This is a genomic window from Helicovermis profundi, from assembly GCF_033097505.1.
Taxonomy (GTDB): domain Bacteria; phylum Bacillota; class Clostridia; order Peptostreptococcales; family Acidaminobacteraceae; genus Helicovermis; species Helicovermis profundi.
Genome location: NZ_AP028654.1, coordinates 239,636 through 259,856, shown reverse-complemented (window position 1 = coordinate 259,856; position 20,221 = coordinate 239,636). Strand labels below are relative to the sequence as shown.

The following is a 20,221-nucleotide window of genomic DNA, read 5'->3' as shown; positions in this document are numbered from 1 at the left end:
TTTTTTAATTATTTTGTTTTAAAAAATAAACACTTAACGTACCTGGTCCTGTATGAGCACCTATCGAACATCCAATTTCTCCTAAAATATAATTCTCTATGCCATACATTTTCTTAAGCATATCTGCAAGCAACAGCGCATCTTTTTTATTATAAGAATAATTTATACCAACAATTAATTTTTCTAGATCTATATTACGCTTTGAAACAAGCTCTGCAATTCTCTTTATTGCTTTTTTTCGTCCTCTAACTTTTTCAAAAGGAATAAGCTTTCCATCTTCTACATCAAGTATTGGCTTAATATTTAAAACGCCACCAATAACTGCAGATGCTTTAGAAACTCTTCCACCTCTATATAGATATTCCAAGTTATCAACTGTAAATATATGCTCAATATTTTTCATCATATATTTAATTGTTTCTAAAACTTTAGATTTATCATTAGTTTGTTTAGCAACTTTCGCCGCTTCAATTACAATTAATCCAAATCCAAGAGAAGCTGCTTTTGTATCAATAATTTCTATATTAATATCGCCGTATTTTTCTTTAAGCTCAATTTCAACCATTTTAGATGTTTGATATGTACCAGATAATTCCGATGAAAAAGCGATATATATATACTCATCATCCGTATTAATACATTCTTCGAATTTTCTATAAAAACTTTCATAAGATACTTGAGCTGTTTTTACAGTTCCACCTTCAATCATAAATTCATACATATCATCTGGAAAAATATCAACATTATCTCTATATTCGGTGGTGTCACCGTCTTTGTAAACGAGTAGTGGTAATACTTCAATATTATATTTTAGAGCTAATTCTTTTGGAATATCAGAAGCACTATCAGTTATTATCTTTATCCCCATTATATCCGCCTTTCAAAAGGTTCTTTTTTATATACTATTATTATATCATAAACAATAAAATTTAATATTGACATTTCATAAATAAATCATTATAATAGTAATGTATTGATTACAATTTAACAACTAATACATATCACTAGGAGGAATTATGAAGAAATTCGTTTGTAAAGTATGCGGTTATGTTCACGAAGGCGACTCAGCTCCAGATAAATGCCCACAATGTGGCGCACCAAAAGAGCAATTTATAGAAAAAAATGACGATGTTTTAACTTGGGCAGATGAGCATCATGTTGGAACTGCAAAGGGCGTTGATCCTGAAATTGTAGAAGGTTTAAGACAAAACTTTATGGGTGAATGTACTGAAGTAGGTATGTACTTAGCTATGAGTAGACAAGCTGATAGAGAAGGCTATCCTGAAATTGCAGAAGCTTATAAAAGAATCGCTTTTGAAGAAGCAGATCATGCTTCAAAATTTGCTGAATTACTTGGCGAAGTAGTAACAGATTCTACTAAAAAGAATTTAGAAATGAGAGTTGATGCAGAGCACGGAGCTTGTATTGGTAAATTAGAACTAGCTAAAAAAGCTAAAGCTTTTAACTTAGATGCAATTCACGATACAGTTCATGAAATGTGTAAAGACGAAGCAAGACACGGAAGTGCTTTTAATGGCTTATTAAAAAGATATTTTTCTAAATAATAACTAACTTTATAAATAATTACGACTATTAGATTTTTTCTGATAGTCGTTTTTTTTTATCAATCATATATCATATAATAAATTGTGTTGAAATTCATAAGCAAATAAAGACAAATTTATTAATTTATAATAATATTATAGATATAATATTATTATAAATTAATAAATAAAAAAGGAATAATAATGAATACAATAACAAATGACTGGAAAGATTTATTAAAAGAAGAATTTAGTAAAGACTACTTTACAAAACTAATGAAATTTTTAGACGACGAATATAGGACTAATACTATTTATCCACCAAGAGATATGCTCTTTAGCGCACTCGATCTTTGCCCATTTAAAGATACTAAAGTAGTAATACTTGGACAAGACCCTTATCATGAGCCCAATCAAGCACACGGACTTAGTTTTTCAGTAGCAAAAGGAGTAAAAATTCCTCCTTCTCTTCGCAATATTTTTAAAGAGTTAAACGATGATTTAAATATTGAAATTCCTAGGGATGGTTTTTTAGAAAACTGGGCAAAACAAGGTGTTCTTATGATTAACAATGTATTTTCAGTTAGAAAAGGTCAAGCTCATTCACATAAAAATAAAGGTTGGGAGATATTTACCGATAAAATAATTTCTCTCCTAAACGAAAAAGAGTCTCCTATTGTATTTATACTTTGGGGAAAACCTTCTCAGAAAAAGGAAAAATTAATAACTTCGAATATGCATTTAGTATTAAAGGCTCCACATCCAAGTCCACTTTCATCTTACAGAGGATTTTTTAAAAGCAAACCATTTTCAAAAACAAATGAATTTTTAAAGCTAAATTCGCTTAAAGAAATAGACTGGAAACTATAATTGAAATTCTTATCGTAATAGGGGTATTAGAACTCTAAGGCACCGAATAAAATAAAAAAGGATTCTAAATTTTAAAGAAATTATCTTTCTTTACTAACTTAGAATCCTTTGTTTTTTTAAAATTATATTACATCATTACTCCAATAGCTAAAGCAAGGCATGTTATAACAAATAATACAAGCATAAGTTTCCAAACATGTCTTAACCATTTATTAAATGAAACTCTACCAATTGCAAGTCCACCCATTACAACTGCACTTGTTGGTGTAATAAGATTTACTATACCAGAAGCTGACTGATAAGCAGTAATAACAAGAGCTCTTGACACTCCTGCAAAATCTCCAAGTGGTGCCATAATTGGCATTGAAAGTGTTGCAAGTCCTGAAGTTGAAGGAATTAAGAATGAAAGAGGAATATAGAAAATATAAGAGAACAAAGCAAATCCTACCGAACTAGATCCACCTAAAGCATTTTCACCAAAGTTAAGAACAGAATCCGTCATTGCTCCTGCATTCATAACAACAGTAATACCTCTTGAAATACCAATAATCAATGCAACTCCAAGTAAATCTTTAGCACCATCAACAAATGCACCAACTAAACCTTCTTCATTTAATCCGAAAACTAGTCCGATTATAACTGAAGAAACAAAGAACAATGCAGTCAATTCTCCAAACCACCAGTAAAGTGTTGGTATAGCAGTAATACCAAGATCTTCAAATGGAATTACCCCGTAAATCATTGTTAAGAAAGTTAATCCAAATAATGCTAAAACTAATTTTCTTTTACCAGTAAGTTCTGGAAACTCTCCATTTGCTTTACTATGAAGAAAATGTTTTCTGCTCTCTTCAAGATTAGAAAAAACCAATGATTTTTCAGGATTTTTTCTAACTTTTTCAGCATATTTCATTACAAATAAAATTGTAACAATTTCACTAACCAATAAAATTAAAAGTCTAAGTCCAATACCATCACCAAGTGAAATACCAGCGAATCCTGATGCAATACCTGTTGCAAATGGATTTACAGTAGATCCAAGAACTCCAACTCCAGCTCCAAGCATAATAACTGAAACTGCTGTTAAAGTATCATAGCCAGCTGCTAAAAATACTGGAATTAGTAAAGGATAAAAGGCAATTGTTTCTTCAGCCATACCAAATGTAGTTCCTCCAAGTCCAAATAGAAGCATTAGAATTGGAATCATCCACTTTTCTCTACCCTTAAGGTTTTTTGTTACATTTGCAATACCAGCATCAATTGCACCAGTTTTCATTACAACACCTAAGAATCCACCAATAACAATTACAAATAATGCAACGTCAACAGCGTCCATAAAACCGTTTATTGGAGCCATTACAACGTCAAAAACTCCCTGAGGGTTTGCTTCTACACTGTGATAAGTTCCTGGAATAGGCTCAAGTTTTGAAGCTGATGGATCAACATAGTCATATCTTCCAGCAGGTACAATCCAAGTAAGTAATGCAACTACAATTATAATTCCAATTAATATTGTATATGCCGTAGGCATTTTAAATTTTTTCATTATTATATTTTCTCCTTCATAATATTCTAAATTGTCAAAATATTAACGCATTAAACCAATAAATAGAGTTTCAACCTCCAAATACAAGTATTTGAACGTTAAAACTCTATCTTCTTACAATACGTATATATTATAAACTTATTGTGTAATAAGTGTACCTGTAATTCCTTCAATTCCCTCTTTAGCTTTTTCTAAAGAAGTAATTAATGATTTTCTACCTGATTTTGATTTAGCAAATCCAAGTGCAGCTTCAATCTTTGGAAGCATTGATCCAGGAGCAAAATGTCCCTCTTTAATATACTGCTCAGTTTCTGCAAAATCTAATTTAGAAAGCCATTTTTCATTTTCTTTTCCAAAGTTAATTGCAACTTTTTCAACTGCTGTTAATATAATTAAATAATCAGCATCTAAAATTTCAGCTATTTTTGCACTAGCAAAATCTTTATCAATTACAGCTGGAACACCAACTAATTTATTACCTTCTTTGACAACTGGAATTCCTCCACCACCAACAGTAATAACAACATGGTTATTATCAACTAATGCTTTAACAGTTGCTTTTTCAGCAACGTCAATTGGACGAGGAGAAGGTACTACTCTTCTATAACCTCTACCAGCATCCTCTACCATATTATAACCTTTTTTAGCAGATAATTCATCAGCTTCTTCTTTCGAATAGAAAGAACCAATTGGCTTAGTTGGGTTAGTAAATGCAGGATCATTTTTGTCTACAATAACTTGTGTTACTACAGTAGCAACAGGCACATCCATACCTCTATTTAAAAGTTCTTCTCTAATTGCATTTTGAAGATGATATCCAATATAACCTTGGCTCATTGCTCCACATTCTGGGAATGGCATTTCTGGAGTACCAGCATCAGAAACAGAAGCTGTTTCCATAGCTAAATTAATCATACCAACTTGTGGTCCATTACCGTGAGCAAGAACTACTTCGTGTCCTGCTGCAATTAAGTCTACAATTGGAACTGCAGTACCTTTAACTAATTCATGTTGCTCTTTTGGAGTTTTTCCAAGTGCGTTACCACCTAAGGCAACAACAATTTTATCTTTCATTTAAACGCCTCCTATAAGTTTCCGATTGTAGCTACCATAATTGCTTTAATAGTATGCATTCTATTTTCAGCTTCATCAAATACTTTTGAATGTTTAGATCTGAATACTTCATCACTTACTTCCATAGAATCTAAACCAAATTTAGCTTTGATTTCAGCTCCTACAACAGTTTTATCGTCATGGAATGCTGGTAAACAATGTAAGAACATTACATCATCATTTTCAGTTTTCTTAAGCATTTCCATATTTACTTGATATGATTTTAATAATTCAATTCTTTCAGCAAATTGATCTTCTTCACCCATAGATACCCATACGTCAGTATAGATAGCATCTGCACCTTTAACGTCATCAATGTTTTCAGTTAAAGTAATTGTAGCGCCTGTTTCTTTAGCAACTTCATTCATTTCAGCTACTAATTCATCAGAAGGCCAAAGTGATTTTGGAGCTAATGCAACAAAGTCCATTCCAACTTTTGCAGCACCAATCATAAGTGAGTTACCCATGTTATTTCTAGCATCACCAACATATACAAATTTAACTTTATTAAGCGGCTTATCAACATTTTCCATTACAGTTAAAAAGTCAGCTAAAATTTGAGTTGGATGATAAAGATCTGTTAAACCATTCCATACAGGAACTCCAGCATGTTCAGCTAGTGCTTCAACAGTTTCTTGTTTAAATCCTCTAAATTCAATACCATCATAAAATCTACCTAATACTTTAGCAGTATCTTCGATAGTCTCTTTTTTACCCATTTGTGAATTAGTTAAGAATGTAACTTGACCACCCTCATCTAAAGCACCAACTTCAAAAGCACATCTAGTTCTAGTTGAAGATTTTTCAAATAAAAGAACAACATTTTTTCTATCTAATAAATTTCCTCTAATACCAGCTCTTTTTTTACTTTTTAAATCTTTTGCTAAATTAAGTAAGTACTTAATCTCGTCAGTAGTAAAATCTTTCAATGTAATAAAATGTCTTCCTCTTAAATTAACAGCCATCTTATTTCCTCCTTAGTATTATATAATATTATTTATTAAATGGATTATCCATTATTAACCTATTTTTATTAAAGTTCTTCTCTAATTAGTGGCATCGACATACATCTTGGACCACCTCTACCACGTGATAATTCTGATGATGGAATAACGTGAAGTTTAATTCCATGCTCTACAAGTAATTTATTAGTTACATGATTTCTAGAATATACTACAACTTCACCTGGTGCAATTGCAAGTGTATTGGATCCATCATTCCACTGTTCTCTCCCAGCATCAACCATGTTTCCACCGCCACATCTAATAAGCGTAACTTTTTCAAGTTCTAAATACTTAGCAAGAATTTCTTCAAGAATCATTTGTTCTTTTTCAATTACAATGCCTTCATTATTTTGCGCTTTTTTAATTGAATACACTGTTAGTGGTCCTTCAATTTCAGGGTGAATAGTGAATTTATCATAATCAACCATAGTAAATACTGTATCTAAATGCATAAATGCTCTTTTCTTTGGAATATCAAAAGCAAGAATAGTTTCAAATTTTTCATTGTGTTCAAAAATTCTCTTAGCAATTTTTTCTACTGAAGAAGCATCTGTTCTTTCAGAAATACCAATTGCAAGAACTTTTTTACTAAGTACTAATTGATCTCCACCTTCAATTGAAGTAGTATCATCTCTATCATACCAGAATGGAATATTTTCATTTTTATAGTCTGGATGATATGAAAATACATATTTAGAAAAAAGTGTTTCTCTATTTCTTGTTACTGTTCTCATATGATTTAACGAGATACCTGAACCAATTGTTGAGAAAGGATCTCTTGTAAAATATAAATTAGGCATTGGATCAACTACAAAAGGATACAAAGTTCCAACCATATCTGACAAATGAACTCTTTCATAAGTCTGAATGTCTTCTTTTCTAATTCCTTCCATCATTTTATCAACCATAGCTTTATTTGATTTAAACTCTAATAAGTATTTTTTTACTAGTTCACGAAGTCTATGACTTTCAATACTTGTTTCAGCAATAAACTCGTCAACAAATTTTTCTTTAACCTTTTCGTCTTCAATTGCCTCAGCAACTAAGTCTTCAAGATAAACTACCTCAACTCCATTTTCTCTAAGTGTTTTAGCAAAAAAATCATGTTCCTCTCTTGCAACTTTAAGATAAGGAATATCATCAAAAAGCAATCTATCCATTAAATCTGGAGTAAGATTTTCAATTTCATTTCCTGGTCTATGAAGCATAACTTTTTTAAGTCTACCAATTTCAGAATAAACGTTTAAAATATCGCTCATATAATTTGACTCTCCTTTCGATTTCATCGACTTATACATTAGTCCTACTCTTTTAATATAAGCTATGTATAAAATTTGTCAAATTGGAGAATTCTAAGGTTATTTATAAAAATACACTATCCAAATAAAACTAGACTATTAAATTTTCACATTTTGTATTTTTTTTTAAACAATTCACTCGTAACTCAACAAAACAAGGAATATTAAGACAAACAAACTAATAAATATACTTCGGTCTATCAAAAGAAAGTATTTTTATTCATAAAAAAAATTTTTTTTTCACTAATAAAATCATATTTTTTTGCACTATCAGCTCGCATTTTCAATCAAACTACACTATAGAGAATTTATTTTTAAACCAATCGCAACAATTGATTTAACAAAAAAAGTAGAAGAAAGTTTAAATTTTAATACATTCGTATTTATTTTAACATTCTTTTGGATATACACATTTACCCCATCAACCTTATAATTAATAAACTTATTAAGCTCCACCGGAGCTTTAATTCCTATTTCAGGAATTTCTATAGATCCACATCAGCCTCCACCAGTTTTTAAAACTTTTAATGTAATAATATTTGATTTTTTCTTATTTAAGTACTCAATTACTTTTTTATCAATCTTTATATTCATTTTACCACTTCCTTCTTAGAACTTTATTATTCTAAACAAACAAATTTTTTATCATTATTTATTCTTTACTATCAATATATAACAAGTTACTTAGTAACAATCAAAATAAGCAAATCCATCCTTAGCTTCTGGGAGTTTTTTAACTGTTATTGATTTTCCATTTCTAGGATGATTAAATATGATTTTATACGACCAAAGCGCAATATTTTCATAAACGTCATTTCTCATTCTATTGTTTTTATACTTTTTATCTCCAAGAATATAATATCCTCGTGATGAAAATTGAACTCTAATTTGATGATGTCTTCCTGTAATAAGTTCAACTTCAACTAAAGAAATCTTATTATCATTTAAATCCATTTTAACATCTAAAACTCTATACTTTAATGAAGATTTCTTTGAGGATTTTTTTTCTTTCGAACTTACAGCTGACATATTTGTAGTTTTCATTTTTAATAGATAATCTTCAAATACACCTTCTTCATTCTCAAGTTCTCCGTAAATAACAACATAATAAAATTTTCTTATCTTCTTATTTTTGATATCCTCATTGAGCTTAATTAATGCATTTTTATTTTTTGAAAATAAAATTACTCCGCCTACAGGTTTATCAATTCTATGAAGCAAACCAATATCATCTTTATTAAATTCATTTTGAACCATTTCTAAAAAATATCTTTCTTCTTTTTTAGCACCCTGACTTGCAAGTCCATACGGCTTAACCAAAGCAACCACATCTTTATCCTTATATATTACTAAATTTTCTATTTTCATTTCTTTTTGTATACTAAATATATGAATTTAATTAGTATAACTCTCCTTTTTTACAAATTATTTTTTAATAATTAATTCTACAATAATAATATATCATATATTTTTTTCTATTTTATTTTAACTATAATTCTGTTTGACTATAAATTTAAAAATCATTATTCTGATTGATTGATTTAATAGTAGGGTAAAAACATATTAGATAAAGGAGGACACTATGCTAATAAAATCTACAAAAAAACTTTCAACTTCACTTGCTATATATATTTCTTCTGTTGTTATTTTAGCATTAATTATCACAAATTTATTTGTATACAATTTGGCCTATAATAGAGTTTTTTCATCTATAGAAACTGAAATAGCACTTAACTCAAAACTTGCTGCAAAAAATATAAATAAAATATTCGATGAAACCAAAATAGTAGTAACTCAAATGGAATTCAATTCAGATATTGTTAATTACTTAAAAACTGCTACCACGAAAGACACTATATTAAATAATAGATACTATTTGCCTGTACTAAAAACACTTCAGAATATTAAAAATAGTAACCCTTTATTTTTCTTGGCATGGGTTGCGAATGAGAAAGCCAATTTTTACTTGGATAACTTAAACGTTATACCCGACAATACATATGAAGTAAAAAAAAGACCTTGGTACAAGTATGCGCTAAATTCTAATGAAGTCGCATACACAAAACCTTACGTAGAATGGAAAACAAAAAAATATGTACTATCATCTATTAAAGCAATTAAAAACACTAAAAAAAATATTTTAGGATTTGTTGCAGTAGATATAAAACTTGATAGCATACCTTTAATACTTAAAAATTCAAAATCAAATAATTTGGATAAAGTTTTTTTGATTGCAAAAGATGGAACATATATTTACAACGATGATACCTCTAAATTCCTTGATTCAAATCTAAATAATAACTATGATAAACTAAGTAATTATAAAAATTTAATAATCAATCCAAACAACAACTTAAATTTAATAAATTATAACAGAAAATCCTACTTTCTCTATTCATATAAAGTAGCAAACGATTGGAGAATAGTATCACTAATTGATAAAGATAATGCGCTTGCTTTTTTAAAAATACTTAAATACAAAATATTTACTGTAATATTTATTACCTTAGTTTTGATATTATTAGTTATATATTTTATTGCTAATCATTTTACATTACCACTTAAATCGTTAGTAGTATTTGCGACTGATATTAATAATAGAAAACTTAATAAAAATATACCTAATGATTATCTTATTCGAAATGATGAAATAGGCGAAATTTCAAATTCATTTCAAGTGCTAATAAATTATTTTAGAAACGAGAAAAAACTTCTAGAAAACACAATTACTATGAAAAACGAAGAACTTGAGTCTCAATACAAATATATTTTAGAAACTGAAAAAGCAGCATCCCTTGGTAATTTAGTTGCAGGAGTAGCTCATGAAATAAATACTCCACTTGGTGTGAGTGTTACAACTGCGAGTTATATTGAAAAACTTAATCATTCTTTAGAAAAAAACATTATGAGTGACAAATTGAAAAAAAGTGATTTACTAAATTTCATTCACTCAGTAAATGAATCTTCTAATATACTAAACACCAATTTAAACCATGCTGCTAATTTAGTAAATAACTTTAAAAAACTTGCAGTTCATCAAGCAACAGATGAAAAAATACTAATAAATCTAAAAGATATTACTGATATGACTATTCTCAGTCTAAAACCTTTATATAAAAAAAAGAACATTATAATTACAAATAACATTAGTGAAGAAGTTATAATCAAAAACTACCCAAGTGCCTTTACTCAGTTATTCAATAATTTAATTATAAATTCACTAACACATGGATTTGCAAATAAAAACGAAGGTATTATTACAATCGATTGTAAAATAGACAAAGAAAATATTTCAATAATCTATTCAGACAACGGGAAAGGTATCTCTGAAGATACTCAAGAAAAAATGTATGAACCTTTTTACACAACCAATAGAATAGAAGGCAATTCTGGACTCGGAATGCATATTGTATTCAATATTGTTCGCCAACTACTATTGGGAGAAATAAAGTGCATAAGTAAAGTAAATTCGGGCGTTACTTTCATTATCACATTCAAAATTAATGATGTTGATTGTATTAATTGAACATAAATCCAAACAATGTTTGTACGTTATTCCAATAACAAGAATTGATTTTTTAGAGTATAATTAATTTATAATAAAAAAATCGGAGTGATAATATGTCAAATGTAATTCTTAAAAAAATCAACAAAGTGTATCCAAATGGTTTTAACGCAGTTAAAAATATTGATTTAGAAATCAAAGACAAAGAATTCATGGTTCTAGTTGGACCATCTGGTTGTGGAAAAACAACTACTCTTAGAATGATTGCAGGACTTGAGGAAATATCTGATGGCGAACTACTAATTGGAGAAAAAACTGTAAATGAAGTAGCTCCAAAAGACAGAAATATAGCAATGGTATTCCAAAATTATGCCCTATATCCTCATATGACTATTTATGATAATATGGCATTTGGTCTTAAACTAAGAAAATATCCAAAAGACAAAATAAAATCAAAAGTTGAAAATGCAGCATCTATACTAGGAATAGAAGATTTACTTAAAAGAAAACCAAAGCAACTTTCAGGTGGTCAAAGACAAAGAGTTGCACTTGGACGTGCTATTGTAAGAGAACCAGAAGTATTCTTAATGGATGAACCACTTTCAAATCTTGACGCAAAACTTAGAGTTCAAACAAGATCTGAATTAATCAAGCTTCATAATAGACTAGATACCACTTTTGTATACGTTACTCATGATCAAACTGAAGCCATGACAATGGGAACAAGAATTTGCGTTATGAATAAAGGTGAAATTCAACAAGTAGATACACCAAAAAACATTTACCAAAATCCTACAAATACTTTTGTAGCTGGATTTATTGGTTCACCTCAAATGAATTTTATGAACTCTGTAATAAAAGAAGAAAATGGTAACGTTCTTATAGAATATAATGGACTTAAATTACCATTAACTAAAGAAATGGCTTCTTCTGTAAAAGATGGCGGATATATTGGTAAAGAAGTACTTATGGGAATTAGATCAGAAAATATACTAATCGATAAAGGCGGATTTGAAGTAACTGTCGATGTTACTGAACTTCTTGGAAGCGAAATCTACATTTACTATAGTATAAATGGTGAACAATTTATCGCTAAAGAAACTCATAATATGAACTTTAAAATTGGCGATAAGATAACTGTATCATTTGATGAAAGTAAAATTCATTTATTTGATAAAGAGAGCGGAAATAAAATTATAAATTGGTGATAATATGTATATTGAATTAATCGAAAAACTTAACACTCTTTTTAACACTGAAGTTATTTTAAAAACTAATGCAAACACCTATATTCCAAATAATTTAATTAAAGAAACTTTTAAAGATTATATTCCTGTTGGAATAAATAAAGGTGTTTATATTAAGGATAAAATTCTTGAAAAAAGAGAAAAAGCTCTATTAAAATACCTTTTAGAAGAATTTTTAGAGACTAACAATACTTTTATAGATATATTAAATAATAAAAATTCATATAAGAATATGAGTCTTGATATTACTTATCCATTTTATATTTGGGAAATAGCATCTTCAGGTAATTCAAAAGATATTATGAAAATTATTAAATCAATATATCCAAAAGATATTGTTTTTGAAAAAAACGAAAATTCTATTATTGTATTTAAGCAAATTCCAATAGAAGAAGAAAACTCTATTGAAGATGTTTATTGTGACTTAGAATCAGAAATTCTTTCAGATATTTCTTTGTATGTAAGCTATGAAGTTACATGCGGTAAAGATATCTATGATGCACATTTAAATCTAGATACCTTAAAAGAATTTTCAAAAATAGTACGCTCTAAAAACAATGTTTATGAATTTAATAAGCTACTATTACCAAATATTTTCCTAAATATTAAAAATGAAGATAATCTCAATTATTTAAAAGATATATTTCAAAAGAACAATAGATATACATTAGATGAAGAATTACTTAATTCAGCCCTTATATTTTTCGAAAGCAATTTAAATATTACTGAAGCTGCTAACAAACTATATATTCATAGAAACACTTTAGTTTATAGACTTAAAAAAATACTTATCATAACTGGTTATGATATAAGAAAATTTCATGAAGCCATTAATTTTTATCTAAATTATCTATATGATAATTTAATTGAAAAATAAAGACACGTTCCCTCCAAATAAGATAAAGCCACAAATTTCATATAAATTTGTGGCTTTATCCTTTGTTTTATACATTGCCAAATTAGTAAAAATTGAATTATATAATCCTATCTTAGTTTAATTAATACATTTTTTATTTTACTATTAAAATTATATTTTCACTTTCTTTTAAAGTCATTGTAATTTTACCATTTACAAGATACTTGCTTAAATCTTCTTTAGTCTCATAATTTATTAAGCTTTTTGCTTTATATTCAAAAGAAATATTTTTTTCACCATTGTATACATTTGATATTACTAGAGCTTTACTATTTCCTTTACTGACTTCATAGGCAATAAATTTATTATCATTTGCTACTACTTTAAAATTACTAACATATTTATCTCTAAAACTATTTAACATTTTAATATAAGGGATAATTTTTGAATCTTTAACTTTGTTCCACTGCATATCTTTTCTATTATCTGGGTCATTTCCGCCCTTCATTGGAATTTCAGTTCCGTAATATACAATTGGAATTTCCGGATATGAATACATAAATGTTAGAGCTTCTTTTAAATAATTAACATTATATCTAACCAATGAAAAATATCTAGCATTATCGTGGTTATCAATAAATATTCCATTTAATGATGGATCTTTAAATTTCTTATCATTTTCAATTGCTTTAAGTAATTTAGTAACAAAACCTCCATCTTTAAAAGTATCTTTAATACCATAATACAAAGAATAATCGAGAAGACCATCGAGCCCAAGTTCATGATATTTTTCAAGAGTATCTACATTACTATCCCAAACTTCACCAATCATATAGAAATCAGGATATTGTTCTTTGATTTTATAAGAGAACTCATTCCAAAAGCTTTCTGGAACGTGCCTAACTGTATCAAGTCTAAAACCATCTACATTAGTTTCCTTTATCCACCAAATAGCATTATCTATTAAATATTTTCTTACATCTGGATTTTCCGTATTTAAATCAGGAAGACCGGCAAGCCAGCCATCTTCAACTTCCTCTTTATTAGTATAATCATTAATAATTTTTTTGTAGTGAAACCAATTTTCATGTTTTCCATCAGTTAACAAATCACTTTTAGGTCCAGTATGATTAACTACATAATCAAGAATAATCTTGATTCCTTTTTTATGAGCTTCTTGTGTTAATTCTTTTAAATCTTCAATTGTTCCAAAATTTTCATCAACATTATAAAAATCTTTTGCCCAATAACCATGATATCCACCCAAATCATTATCAACAACTGGCGTTATCCATATTGCAGTAAATCCCATACTCTTAATATAATCAAGCTTTTCCTTTACACCCAAAATATCTCCACCATGAAAAGTTGTTTTAACATTTTTATTAGTTTCAATATTATTTTCTACGCTAGCATCATTAAATCTATCCACCATTAAAAAATAAATTTTATCATTTAGAGAAAATTTACTCTCATTATTTATAACCGGATACTTAATGTTTGTCTTTGATACTGGCTTTTTTTCTAGAGTACACCCCGTAAATAAAATTGTGCAAACGGTTGTCATTATTACTAAATTCAATAGTTTTTTCATATTACTCCCCCTCTATAAAATTTTTTATATGATTTATTTATTCAATTATTGCATAATTTATATAAAAATGATATACTTTTTATGCAAGAAAATATTTTTTTATTCAATTTGTGCAAACGAATGCACAATATACGGGGGGATATCATGAAAAAAATTATTAGTTTATCACTTGTATTAGTCCTAATATTTTCATTAACTGCTTGCTCTAAAAAAGCACCTGTTAATCAAAATATTGAATTAACTATTTGGGAACAAATGCCTAACGATTCTGGTCAAAATTTTGATGAAATTGCGGCAAAATTTATGGAAGCTAACCCAAATATAACTGTAACTAGAACTCACTATGAAACAGAGCAACTTAGAACAAATTTCCAAAGTGCTGCTCTTGCTGGTGAAGGTCCAGACTTAGTATACGGTCCAAGTGATAATGTAGGGATTTTTACTGCATCAACTTTAATTCAACCTATTACAAATGTTGTATCAGAAGATTTCCTTAAGAAATTTGCTCCTAATGCTCTTAGTGACGGTAAAGTTGATGGAGAGTACTGGGAACTTCCTGATGTAGTTGGTAATCAAATTGCAATGCTTTATAATAAAGATATGATTAAAGAGGCTCCTAAAACTTGGAATGATTTAGTTAAAGTAGCTTCAAAATACCAAGATCCTGCAAATGGAAAATACGGATTCTTATATAACGAAAAAGAGCCATTCTGGTTTGTTGCATGGTTTGGAGCTTACGGCGGACAAGTATTTGATGAAAAAAGAAATCCTATGCTTGATTCTGACGCAATGGTAAAAGCACTTCAATTTACATCAGATATTAGAAGTAAATATAAACTTGGAGAAGTTGATATGAATTATGATATGGCTGATGCAATGTTTAAAGATGGTAATGCTGCAATTATACTAAACGGTGCTTGGTCTTGGTCTTCATACAAAGATGCTGGAATTAACCTTGGTATCGCACCACTTCCAACAGTTCCTGGTGGAACTAATGGTATGCCTTTCTCTTCTACAAAAGGATATATGATCTCTAAATTTATGCCTGAAGAGAAAAAAGAAGCCTTAAATAAATTCTTTGAATTTTTCTTAAGCTCAGAAAACGATGCTAAAATCGCTCTTCAAAAAGCGGAAGCTCCAACAAACTTAAAAGCAAGAGAACTTGATTCTGTTAAAAATGATGAGCTTCAAAAATCGTCTTTAGCAACAATCGACTATACAACTCCAATGCCTATTATTCCAGAAATGAGAGCAATATGGGATGCAATTAGACCTGAACTTGAAGCTGTGATTTCAGGTGACACTACTCCTAAAGACGCTGCTAAAGAAATGCAAAAGAAAGCAATTGATGGAATAAACACTATTAAAGGTGAATAATTAAAACTATTTACATTAAGTAAATGCATTAATCTAGAGGGAGGTTTACCTCCCTTTATTTTTCAGGAGGATCACATGTCAACATTAATTGGTAAATTTAAAACTAAAAGGAAACCTAGTTCTCAATTAATAAATAAATCTACACCCTATCTATATATGATGCCTGCAATGATTATTATGCTTGGTATGGTTTTGTATCCCTTTATGTATGGTGTGTGGCTTTCTTTTACTAATATGAGTTTAACTAAATTTTTTAATCCAGATTTTATTGGACTAAGAAACTATATTAGATTATTTCAAGATGGTGTTATTTTTTCAACATTCAATAGAACAATAATTTGGACATTTGTAAATGTATTTTTTCATGTTTCAATCGGTCTTTTCTTAGCAATATTACTAAATAGAAAATTGCCCGGGAAAAGTATTTTAAGAGTATTATTAATAATACCATGGGCAGTTCCACAATATATTTCAGCATTAACTTGGAAATCTATGTTTAATTATTCATATGGTGCTATTAATATTGCTTTGAAAACACTTGGATTTACACCCATCAACTGGCTATCAGATCCTACCATGACTTTTGTGGGAGCAATAATAACTAACATATGGCTTGGTGTACCTTTTATGATGATGATAGCACTTGGTGGACTTCAATCAATTGATGCATCTCTTTACGAAGCTGCAGAAATTGACGGAGCATCAAATTTTCAAAAATTTAAGAATATTACACTTCCACTTTTAAAACCAGTTATGACTCCCGCAATTATTCTTGGTACTGTATGGACATTTAATCAAATAAATGTAATAATTTTAATAGCAGGTGGATTTGGAAATGAAAAGACTCAAATTCTTGTAACTGAAGTTTATAGACTTGCATTTAATTTCTATAGATATGGCTATGCTGCTGCCTACTCCGTAGTAATATTTTTAATGTTATTAGTTTTCTCACTATTTTATGTAAGAAAAACTGGTATTATGAAGGAGGTAGACTAATGAAAAAAAATTTATCATCACATTTTGAAAAAAATGATTCAAAATTAAAAACTATATTAATATATTTAATACTTATAGTGTTTGTTATTATCTCAGTTTATCCACTACTAAATGTTTTTTCAGTTTCTCTTAGATCAAATGACTCATTATTTTTAACAGATTTAAAAATAATACCAGACAACTGGTCTTTAGACAATTATAGAAAAGCTCTATTTGAAAAAGACTTACTAATATGGATAAGAAACAGTCTAGCCGTATCAACCATGACAGCTATTACCGGACTCACACTTTCAGCAAGTGCTGGCTACGCTTTTTCAAGATTTAATTTTTACGGCAAAAAAACATCTATGATGTTATTTCTAGTAACGCAGATGTTTCCAGCACCAATGTTACTTCTTCCAATGTTTATTATGATTACTAAACTACACTTAATAAACAACTTTTTTGGACTGTTAATACCTTATACTGCTACAGCTGTACCATTTACGGTTTGGCTTATGAAAGGCTATTTTGATACCATTCCAAAATCACTTGAAGAAAGCGCATATATTGATGGATGCAACTCATTTACAGCATTTTATAAAGTTATATTACCTTTAGCGACTCCTGCACTTGCAATATCAGCATTATTTGCATTTATGAGTGCTTGGTCAGAATATATCGTAGCGCAAATTATACTAAGAAAACCCGATTTAATAACTTTACCAGTAGGATTAGTTCAACTTCAAATGGATTTTACTGCAGAGTGGGGTGTATACTCGGCTGCTGCCATTATTACCACTATACCAGTAGTAATATTGTTTGTAAGCTTATCCAAATACCTTGTTGGCGGACTTACTCTTGGCGGAGTAAAAGGATAATATTTTTTATCTAGGAAGTGATTTTATGAAAGTTACAATTAAAGACGTCGCAAAAAAAGCAAATGTATCACCCTCTACAGTGTCGAGGGTGATTGCTAATAATCCAAGAATTTCAGATAAAACTAAGGAAAAAGTTCATAAAACTTTAAAAGAACTCCACTATAGACCTAATGTTATCGCAAGGAGTTTGGTAAGCAATAAAACCAATATTTTAGGGTTAATTATTCCCAATTCGAATGAAAATTTATTTAAAAACCCTTTTTTTATTGATGTTCTAAGAGGAATAAGTATATATGCCCAAAAACACGGTTATCATATTATGTACACATATTCAAAGAACGAAAAAGAAGAAAAAGAGTATATTCAAGAATATATTTATAGTAATTTGGTAGATGGTATAATCTTACTAACCGCACTTGAAAACGACCCTATTATTAAACATTTGAAGAAAGAAGATTTTCCATTTGCCGTAATTGGAAGACCTGAAAATACTGATAGCATTCTTTGGGTAGATAATGACAATTTTAAAGCAATGTATGAATTAGTGAACCACTTAATTGCACAAGGTCATAAAGATATAGCATTTATAGGTGGTCCAAGTGAATTTATGTTCTCAAAAGACAGACTTAAAGGCTATAAAATGGCTCTTTCAGCAAAAGGCTATATAGTAAATGATGATAAAATAATTCATGAAAGTGGCTTTGATGTTAATTCAGGTTACAGAGCCTGCAAGAAAATATTTAAAAACTTTTCACCTACAGCTATAGTAACAACTGATGATTTACTTGCATTTGGAGCAAACAAATTTCTTAAAGAAGAAAATATTAAGGAAGTTGAAATCACAGGGTTTAACAATGTACCTACCTACGAATTTCAGTCACACTCCATAACGTCAATCGACATAGATTCAGAGGGTCTTGGATATTCTGTAGCGAAATTACTTATAGCAAAACTAAATAACCAAGAAATGATTAATAACCATATAATTGTTGAGACAAAATTAATTGATAGAACAAGTAAATAAATAAATGAATAGCAAATAACAAATAACAAATAAAAGAGGTGCTTTATGGCAAAAAATACAAGTAAAGATTTAAGAAATCTTTCAATATACTCTATTTATTTAAGAAATCACGGTAAAATCAATACTTTTGATGGTCTAAAAAACGATCTTAAAAGAATTAAATCAATGAACTTTGATGCAATTTGGTTATTGCCAGTCCATCCTATAGGCACAGTAAATAAAAAAGGAACCCTTGGCTGCCCTTATTCTATAAAAGACTACGGAGAAATCAATCCAAACTACGGAACAAAAGAATCTTTTAAAGATTTTATAGATGCATCTCATAAAGAAAATTTAAAAGTTATAATCGATGTTGTATATAATCACACATCATATGATTCGCTTCTTTACAAAACTCATCCAAAATATTTTATTAAAAATAATAAAGGAGAACCTATTTGTAAAGCCGATGATTGGACAGATGTAATTGATTTGGACTATTCAAACAGAGATTTATGGAAACTATTAATAGATTATTTAAAAGAGTACTCAGACCTTGGAGTAGATGGATTTAGATGTGACGTAGCTTCTCTAGTTCCTGTTGAATTTTGGAAAGAAGCAAGAGAAAAAATTGCAAAAATTAATCCAAATACTATATGGCTAGCTGAATCTGTACACAAATCTTTTATAAAAGAATTAAGTGTCCTAGGCTATAAGGCATATAGCGACAGCGAGCTCTACCAAGCATTCGATATACTTTACGACTACGATATTCATCCTGAATATATGGATTTTATTGGTGGTAAAATATCACTTACAAAGTATATAGATTCAGTTAAAAATCAAGATAAAATATATCCTAAAAATTATGTGAAATTAAGGTTCATTGAAAATCATGATCAAAAGAGAATGAGCTCACTTGTTAAAACTATGGATGAAAAAATCAATTTTACTATACTTTCATATCTTTTAAAAGGAGCTACTCTAGTATATGCTGGCCAAGAAACAAAAGATACCTTTACACCAAGTTTATTTGAAAAAGATCCAGTGAATTTTGATGGCACTATGCCAGAGTATGTAAACTTAATAAATACATTAAACACACTTACTAAAGATGAAATTTTTAAGACAGATAAGGTAAAATATGAAGTAATAAATGAAGACTTGTTAGTTATAAGATATGACCGTGACCAACTCCTTGCACTTATTAATTTCAGCGAAAAACCTATATCATGTGATTTAAATTTAATTGGAAATTACATCAATATTTTAGAGAATACCGTTATTAATAGTGCGAAACCAACAAAAATTAATAAACCACTAATTTTTAAAAAAATAAAATAATGCACACATATTTAAAACGCTTATCATAATAGTAGACAGTTTTTTTGATTGACTAATTACTATTAAA

Annotated in this window: 18 protein-coding genes; 10 read left to right on the top strand and 8 right to left on the bottom strand. The window is 28.9% G+C overall.

What is annotated here, in order from left to right:
- Positions 1–4: 4 nt before the first annotated feature.
- Entirely contained in the window at positions 5–868 is an 864-nt protein-coding gene (locus AACH12_RS01075; RefSeq protein ID WP_338536240.1) for a DegV family protein, read from the bottom strand.
- 148 nt (positions 869–1,016) lie between these two features.
- On the opposite strand from AACH12_RS01075, the gene AACH12_RS01070 reads away from it, so the two are divergent.
- Both AACH12_RS01070 and AACH12_RS01065 read left to right on the top strand, forming a co-directional pair.
- The gene (locus tag AACH12_RS01070; protein ID WP_338536239.1) at positions 1,017–1,565 is read left to right on the top strand and encodes an NADH peroxidase; all 549 of its coding nucleotides are present in this window, start codon (positions 1,017–1,019) and stop codon (positions 1,563–1,565) included.
- Positions 1,566–1,745: 180 nt separating this feature from the next.
- Positions 1,746–2,414 carry a uracil-DNA glycosylase gene (locus AACH12_RS01065; protein ID WP_422388909.1) on the top strand — a complete coding sequence of 223 codons (669 nt, stop codon included), beginning with the start codon at positions 1,746–1,748 and terminating at the stop codon, positions 2,412–2,414.
- 127 nt (positions 2,415–2,541) lie between these two features.
- Here AACH12_RS01065 and AACH12_RS01060 read toward each other — a convergent pair whose 3' ends face one another.
- The 6 genes from AACH12_RS01060 to AACH12_RS01035 all read right to left on the bottom strand — a co-directional run bounded on the left by AACH12_RS01060 (position 2,542) and on the right by AACH12_RS01035 (position 8,740).
- Entirely contained in the window at positions 2,542–3,957 is a 1,416-nt protein-coding gene (locus AACH12_RS01060; protein WP_338536237.1) for a YfcC family protein, read from the bottom strand.
- 138 nt (positions 3,958–4,095) lie between these two features.
- Positions 4,096–5,031 (bottom strand): carbamate kinase, encoded by a 936-nt coding sequence (gene arcC / locus AACH12_RS01055; RefSeq protein WP_338536236.1) that lies wholly within the window; start codon positions 5,029–5,031, stop codon positions 4,096–4,098.
- Between the two features lie 11 nt (positions 5,032–5,042).
- Positions 5,043–6,035 carry an ornithine carbamoyltransferase gene (gene argF, locus AACH12_RS01050; protein WP_338536235.1) on the bottom strand — a complete coding sequence of 331 codons (993 nt, stop codon included), beginning with the start codon at positions 6,033–6,035 and terminating at the stop codon, positions 5,043–5,045.
- A gap of 68 nt (positions 6,036–6,103) precedes the next feature.
- Positions 6,104–7,333 (bottom strand): arginine deiminase, encoded by a 1,230-nt coding sequence (arcA, locus tag AACH12_RS01045; protein WP_338536234.1) that lies wholly within the window; start codon positions 7,331–7,333, stop codon positions 6,104–6,106.
- A gap of 336 nt (positions 7,334–7,669) precedes the next feature.
- The gene (locus AACH12_RS01040) at positions 7,670–7,828 is read right to left on the bottom strand and encodes a hypothetical protein (RefSeq protein ID WP_338536233.1); all 159 of its coding nucleotides are present in this window, start codon (positions 7,826–7,828) and stop codon (positions 7,670–7,672) included.
- A gap of 228 nt (positions 7,829–8,056) precedes the next feature.
- On the bottom strand, positions 8,057–8,740 hold the full coding sequence (locus AACH12_RS01035) for an RluA family pseudouridine synthase (RefSeq protein ID WP_338536232.1): 684 nt from the start codon (positions 8,738–8,740) through the stop codon (positions 8,057–8,059).
- Between the two features lie 214 nt (positions 8,741–8,954).
- Between AACH12_RS01035 and AACH12_RS01030 the strand changes: the two genes are divergently transcribed.
- The 3 genes from AACH12_RS01030 to AACH12_RS01020 all read left to right on the top strand — a co-directional run bounded on the left by AACH12_RS01030 (position 8,955) and on the right by AACH12_RS01020 (position 13,001).
- Positions 8,955–10,898, top strand: coding sequence for a sensor histidine kinase (locus AACH12_RS01030; protein WP_338536231.1), 1,944 nt, complete (start codon positions 8,955–8,957; stop codon positions 10,896–10,898).
- 95 nt (positions 10,899–10,993) lie between these two features.
- Positions 10,994–12,085 (top strand): ABC transporter ATP-binding protein, encoded by a 1,092-nt coding sequence (locus tag AACH12_RS01025; RefSeq protein ID WP_338536230.1) that lies wholly within the window; start codon positions 10,994–10,996, stop codon positions 12,083–12,085.
- 4 nt (positions 12,086–12,089) lie between these two features.
- Complete coding sequence (locus AACH12_RS01020; protein WP_338536229.1) at positions 12,090–13,001, top strand: PucR family transcriptional regulator; 912 nt, start codon at positions 12,090–12,092, stop codon at positions 12,999–13,001.
- A gap of 133 nt (positions 13,002–13,134) precedes the next feature.
- Here the strand turns inward: AACH12_RS01020 and AACH12_RS01015 are convergent, their stop codons facing one another.
- Entirely contained in the window at positions 13,135–14,574 is a 1,440-nt protein-coding gene (locus tag AACH12_RS01015) for an alpha-amylase family glycosyl hydrolase (protein ID WP_338536228.1), read from the bottom strand.
- A 144-nt stretch (positions 14,575–14,718) separates the two neighbouring features.
- On the opposite strand from AACH12_RS01015, the gene AACH12_RS01010 reads away from it, so the two are divergent.
- The 5 genes from AACH12_RS01010 (at position 14,719) to AACH12_RS00990 (ending at position 20,154) form a co-directional block, all read left to right on the top strand.
- Complete coding sequence (locus AACH12_RS01010) at positions 14,719–15,951, top strand: maltose ABC transporter substrate-binding protein (RefSeq protein ID WP_338536227.1); 1,233 nt, start codon at positions 14,719–14,721, stop codon at positions 15,949–15,951.
- 75 nt (positions 15,952–16,026) lie between these two features.
- A complete protein-coding gene (locus AACH12_RS01005; protein WP_338536226.1) occupies positions 16,027–16,947 on the top strand; it encodes a carbohydrate ABC transporter permease in 921 nt (306 codons plus the stop codon).
- Positions 16,947–17,807 carry a sugar ABC transporter permease gene (locus AACH12_RS01000; protein ID WP_338536225.1) on the top strand — a complete coding sequence of 287 codons (861 nt, stop codon included), beginning with the start codon at positions 16,947–16,949 and terminating at the stop codon, positions 17,805–17,807. The genes AACH12_RS01005 and AACH12_RS01000 overlap by 1 nt, the downstream gene beginning before the upstream one ends.
- 25 nt (positions 17,808–17,832) lie before the next feature.
- Positions 17,833–18,831 (top strand): LacI family DNA-binding transcriptional regulator, encoded by a 999-nt coding sequence (locus AACH12_RS00995; RefSeq protein WP_338536224.1) that lies wholly within the window; start codon positions 17,833–17,835, stop codon positions 18,829–18,831.
- Positions 18,832–18,876: 45 nt separating this feature from the next.
- Positions 18,877–20,154 carry an alpha-amylase family glycosyl hydrolase gene (locus AACH12_RS00990; protein ID WP_338536223.1) on the top strand — a complete coding sequence of 426 codons (1,278 nt, stop codon included), beginning with the start codon at positions 18,877–18,879 and terminating at the stop codon, positions 20,152–20,154.
- Positions 20,155–20,221 lie beyond the last annotated feature (67 nt).

What these genes read in the sequence shown, in the direction of transcription:
- AACH12_RS01075 (WP_338536240.1), bottom strand. Translation starts at nt 868, where the DNA reads ATGGGGATAAAGATAATAACTGATAGTGCTTCTGATATTCCAAAAGAA.
- AACH12_RS01070 (WP_338536239.1), top strand. Translation starts at nt 1,017, where the DNA reads ATGAAGAAATTCGTTTGTAAAGTATGCGGTTATGTTCACGAAGGCGAC.
- AACH12_RS01060 (WP_338536237.1), bottom strand. Translation starts at nt 3,957, where the DNA reads ATGAAAAAATTTAAAATGCCTACGGCATATACAATATTAATTGGAATT.
- arcC (WP_338536236.1), bottom strand. Translation starts at nt 5,031, where the DNA reads ATGAAAGATAAAATTGTTGTTGCCTTAGGTGGTAACGCACTTGGAAAA.
- argF (WP_338536235.1), bottom strand. Translation starts at nt 6,035, where the DNA reads ATGGCTGTTAATTTAAGAGGAAGACATTTTATTACATTGAAAGATTTT.
- arcA (WP_338536234.1), bottom strand. Translation starts at nt 7,333, where the DNA reads ATGAGCGATATTTTAAACGTTTATTCTGAAATTGGTAGACTTAAAAAA.
- AACH12_RS01035 (WP_338536232.1), bottom strand. Translation starts at nt 8,740, where the DNA reads ATGAAAATAGAAAATTTAGTAATATATAAGGATAAAGATGTGGTTGCT.
- AACH12_RS01030 (WP_338536231.1), top strand. Translation starts at nt 8,955, where the DNA reads ATGCTAATAAAATCTACAAAAAAACTTTCAACTTCACTTGCTATATAT.
- AACH12_RS01025 (WP_338536230.1), top strand. Translation starts at nt 10,994, where the DNA reads ATGTCAAATGTAATTCTTAAAAAAATCAACAAAGTGTATCCAAATGGT.
- AACH12_RS01020 (WP_338536229.1), top strand. Translation starts at nt 12,090, where the DNA reads ATGTATATTGAATTAATCGAAAAACTTAACACTCTTTTTAACACTGAA.
- AACH12_RS01015 (WP_338536228.1), bottom strand. Translation starts at nt 14,574, where the DNA reads ATGAAAAAACTATTGAATTTAGTAATAATGACAACCGTTTGCACAATT.
- AACH12_RS01010 (WP_338536227.1), top strand. Translation starts at nt 14,719, where the DNA reads ATGAAAAAAATTATTAGTTTATCACTTGTATTAGTCCTAATATTTTCA.
- AACH12_RS01005 (WP_338536226.1), top strand. Translation starts at nt 16,027, where the DNA reads ATGTCAACATTAATTGGTAAATTTAAAACTAAAAGGAAACCTAGTTCT.
- AACH12_RS01000 (WP_338536225.1), top strand. Translation starts at nt 16,947, where the DNA reads ATGAAAAAAAATTTATCATCACATTTTGAAAAAAATGATTCAAAATTA.
- AACH12_RS00995 (WP_338536224.1), top strand. Translation starts at nt 17,833, where the DNA reads ATGAAAGTTACAATTAAAGACGTCGCAAAAAAAGCAAATGTATCACCC.
- AACH12_RS00990 (WP_338536223.1), top strand. Translation starts at nt 18,877, where the DNA reads ATGGCAAAAAATACAAGTAAAGATTTAAGAAATCTTTCAATATACTCT.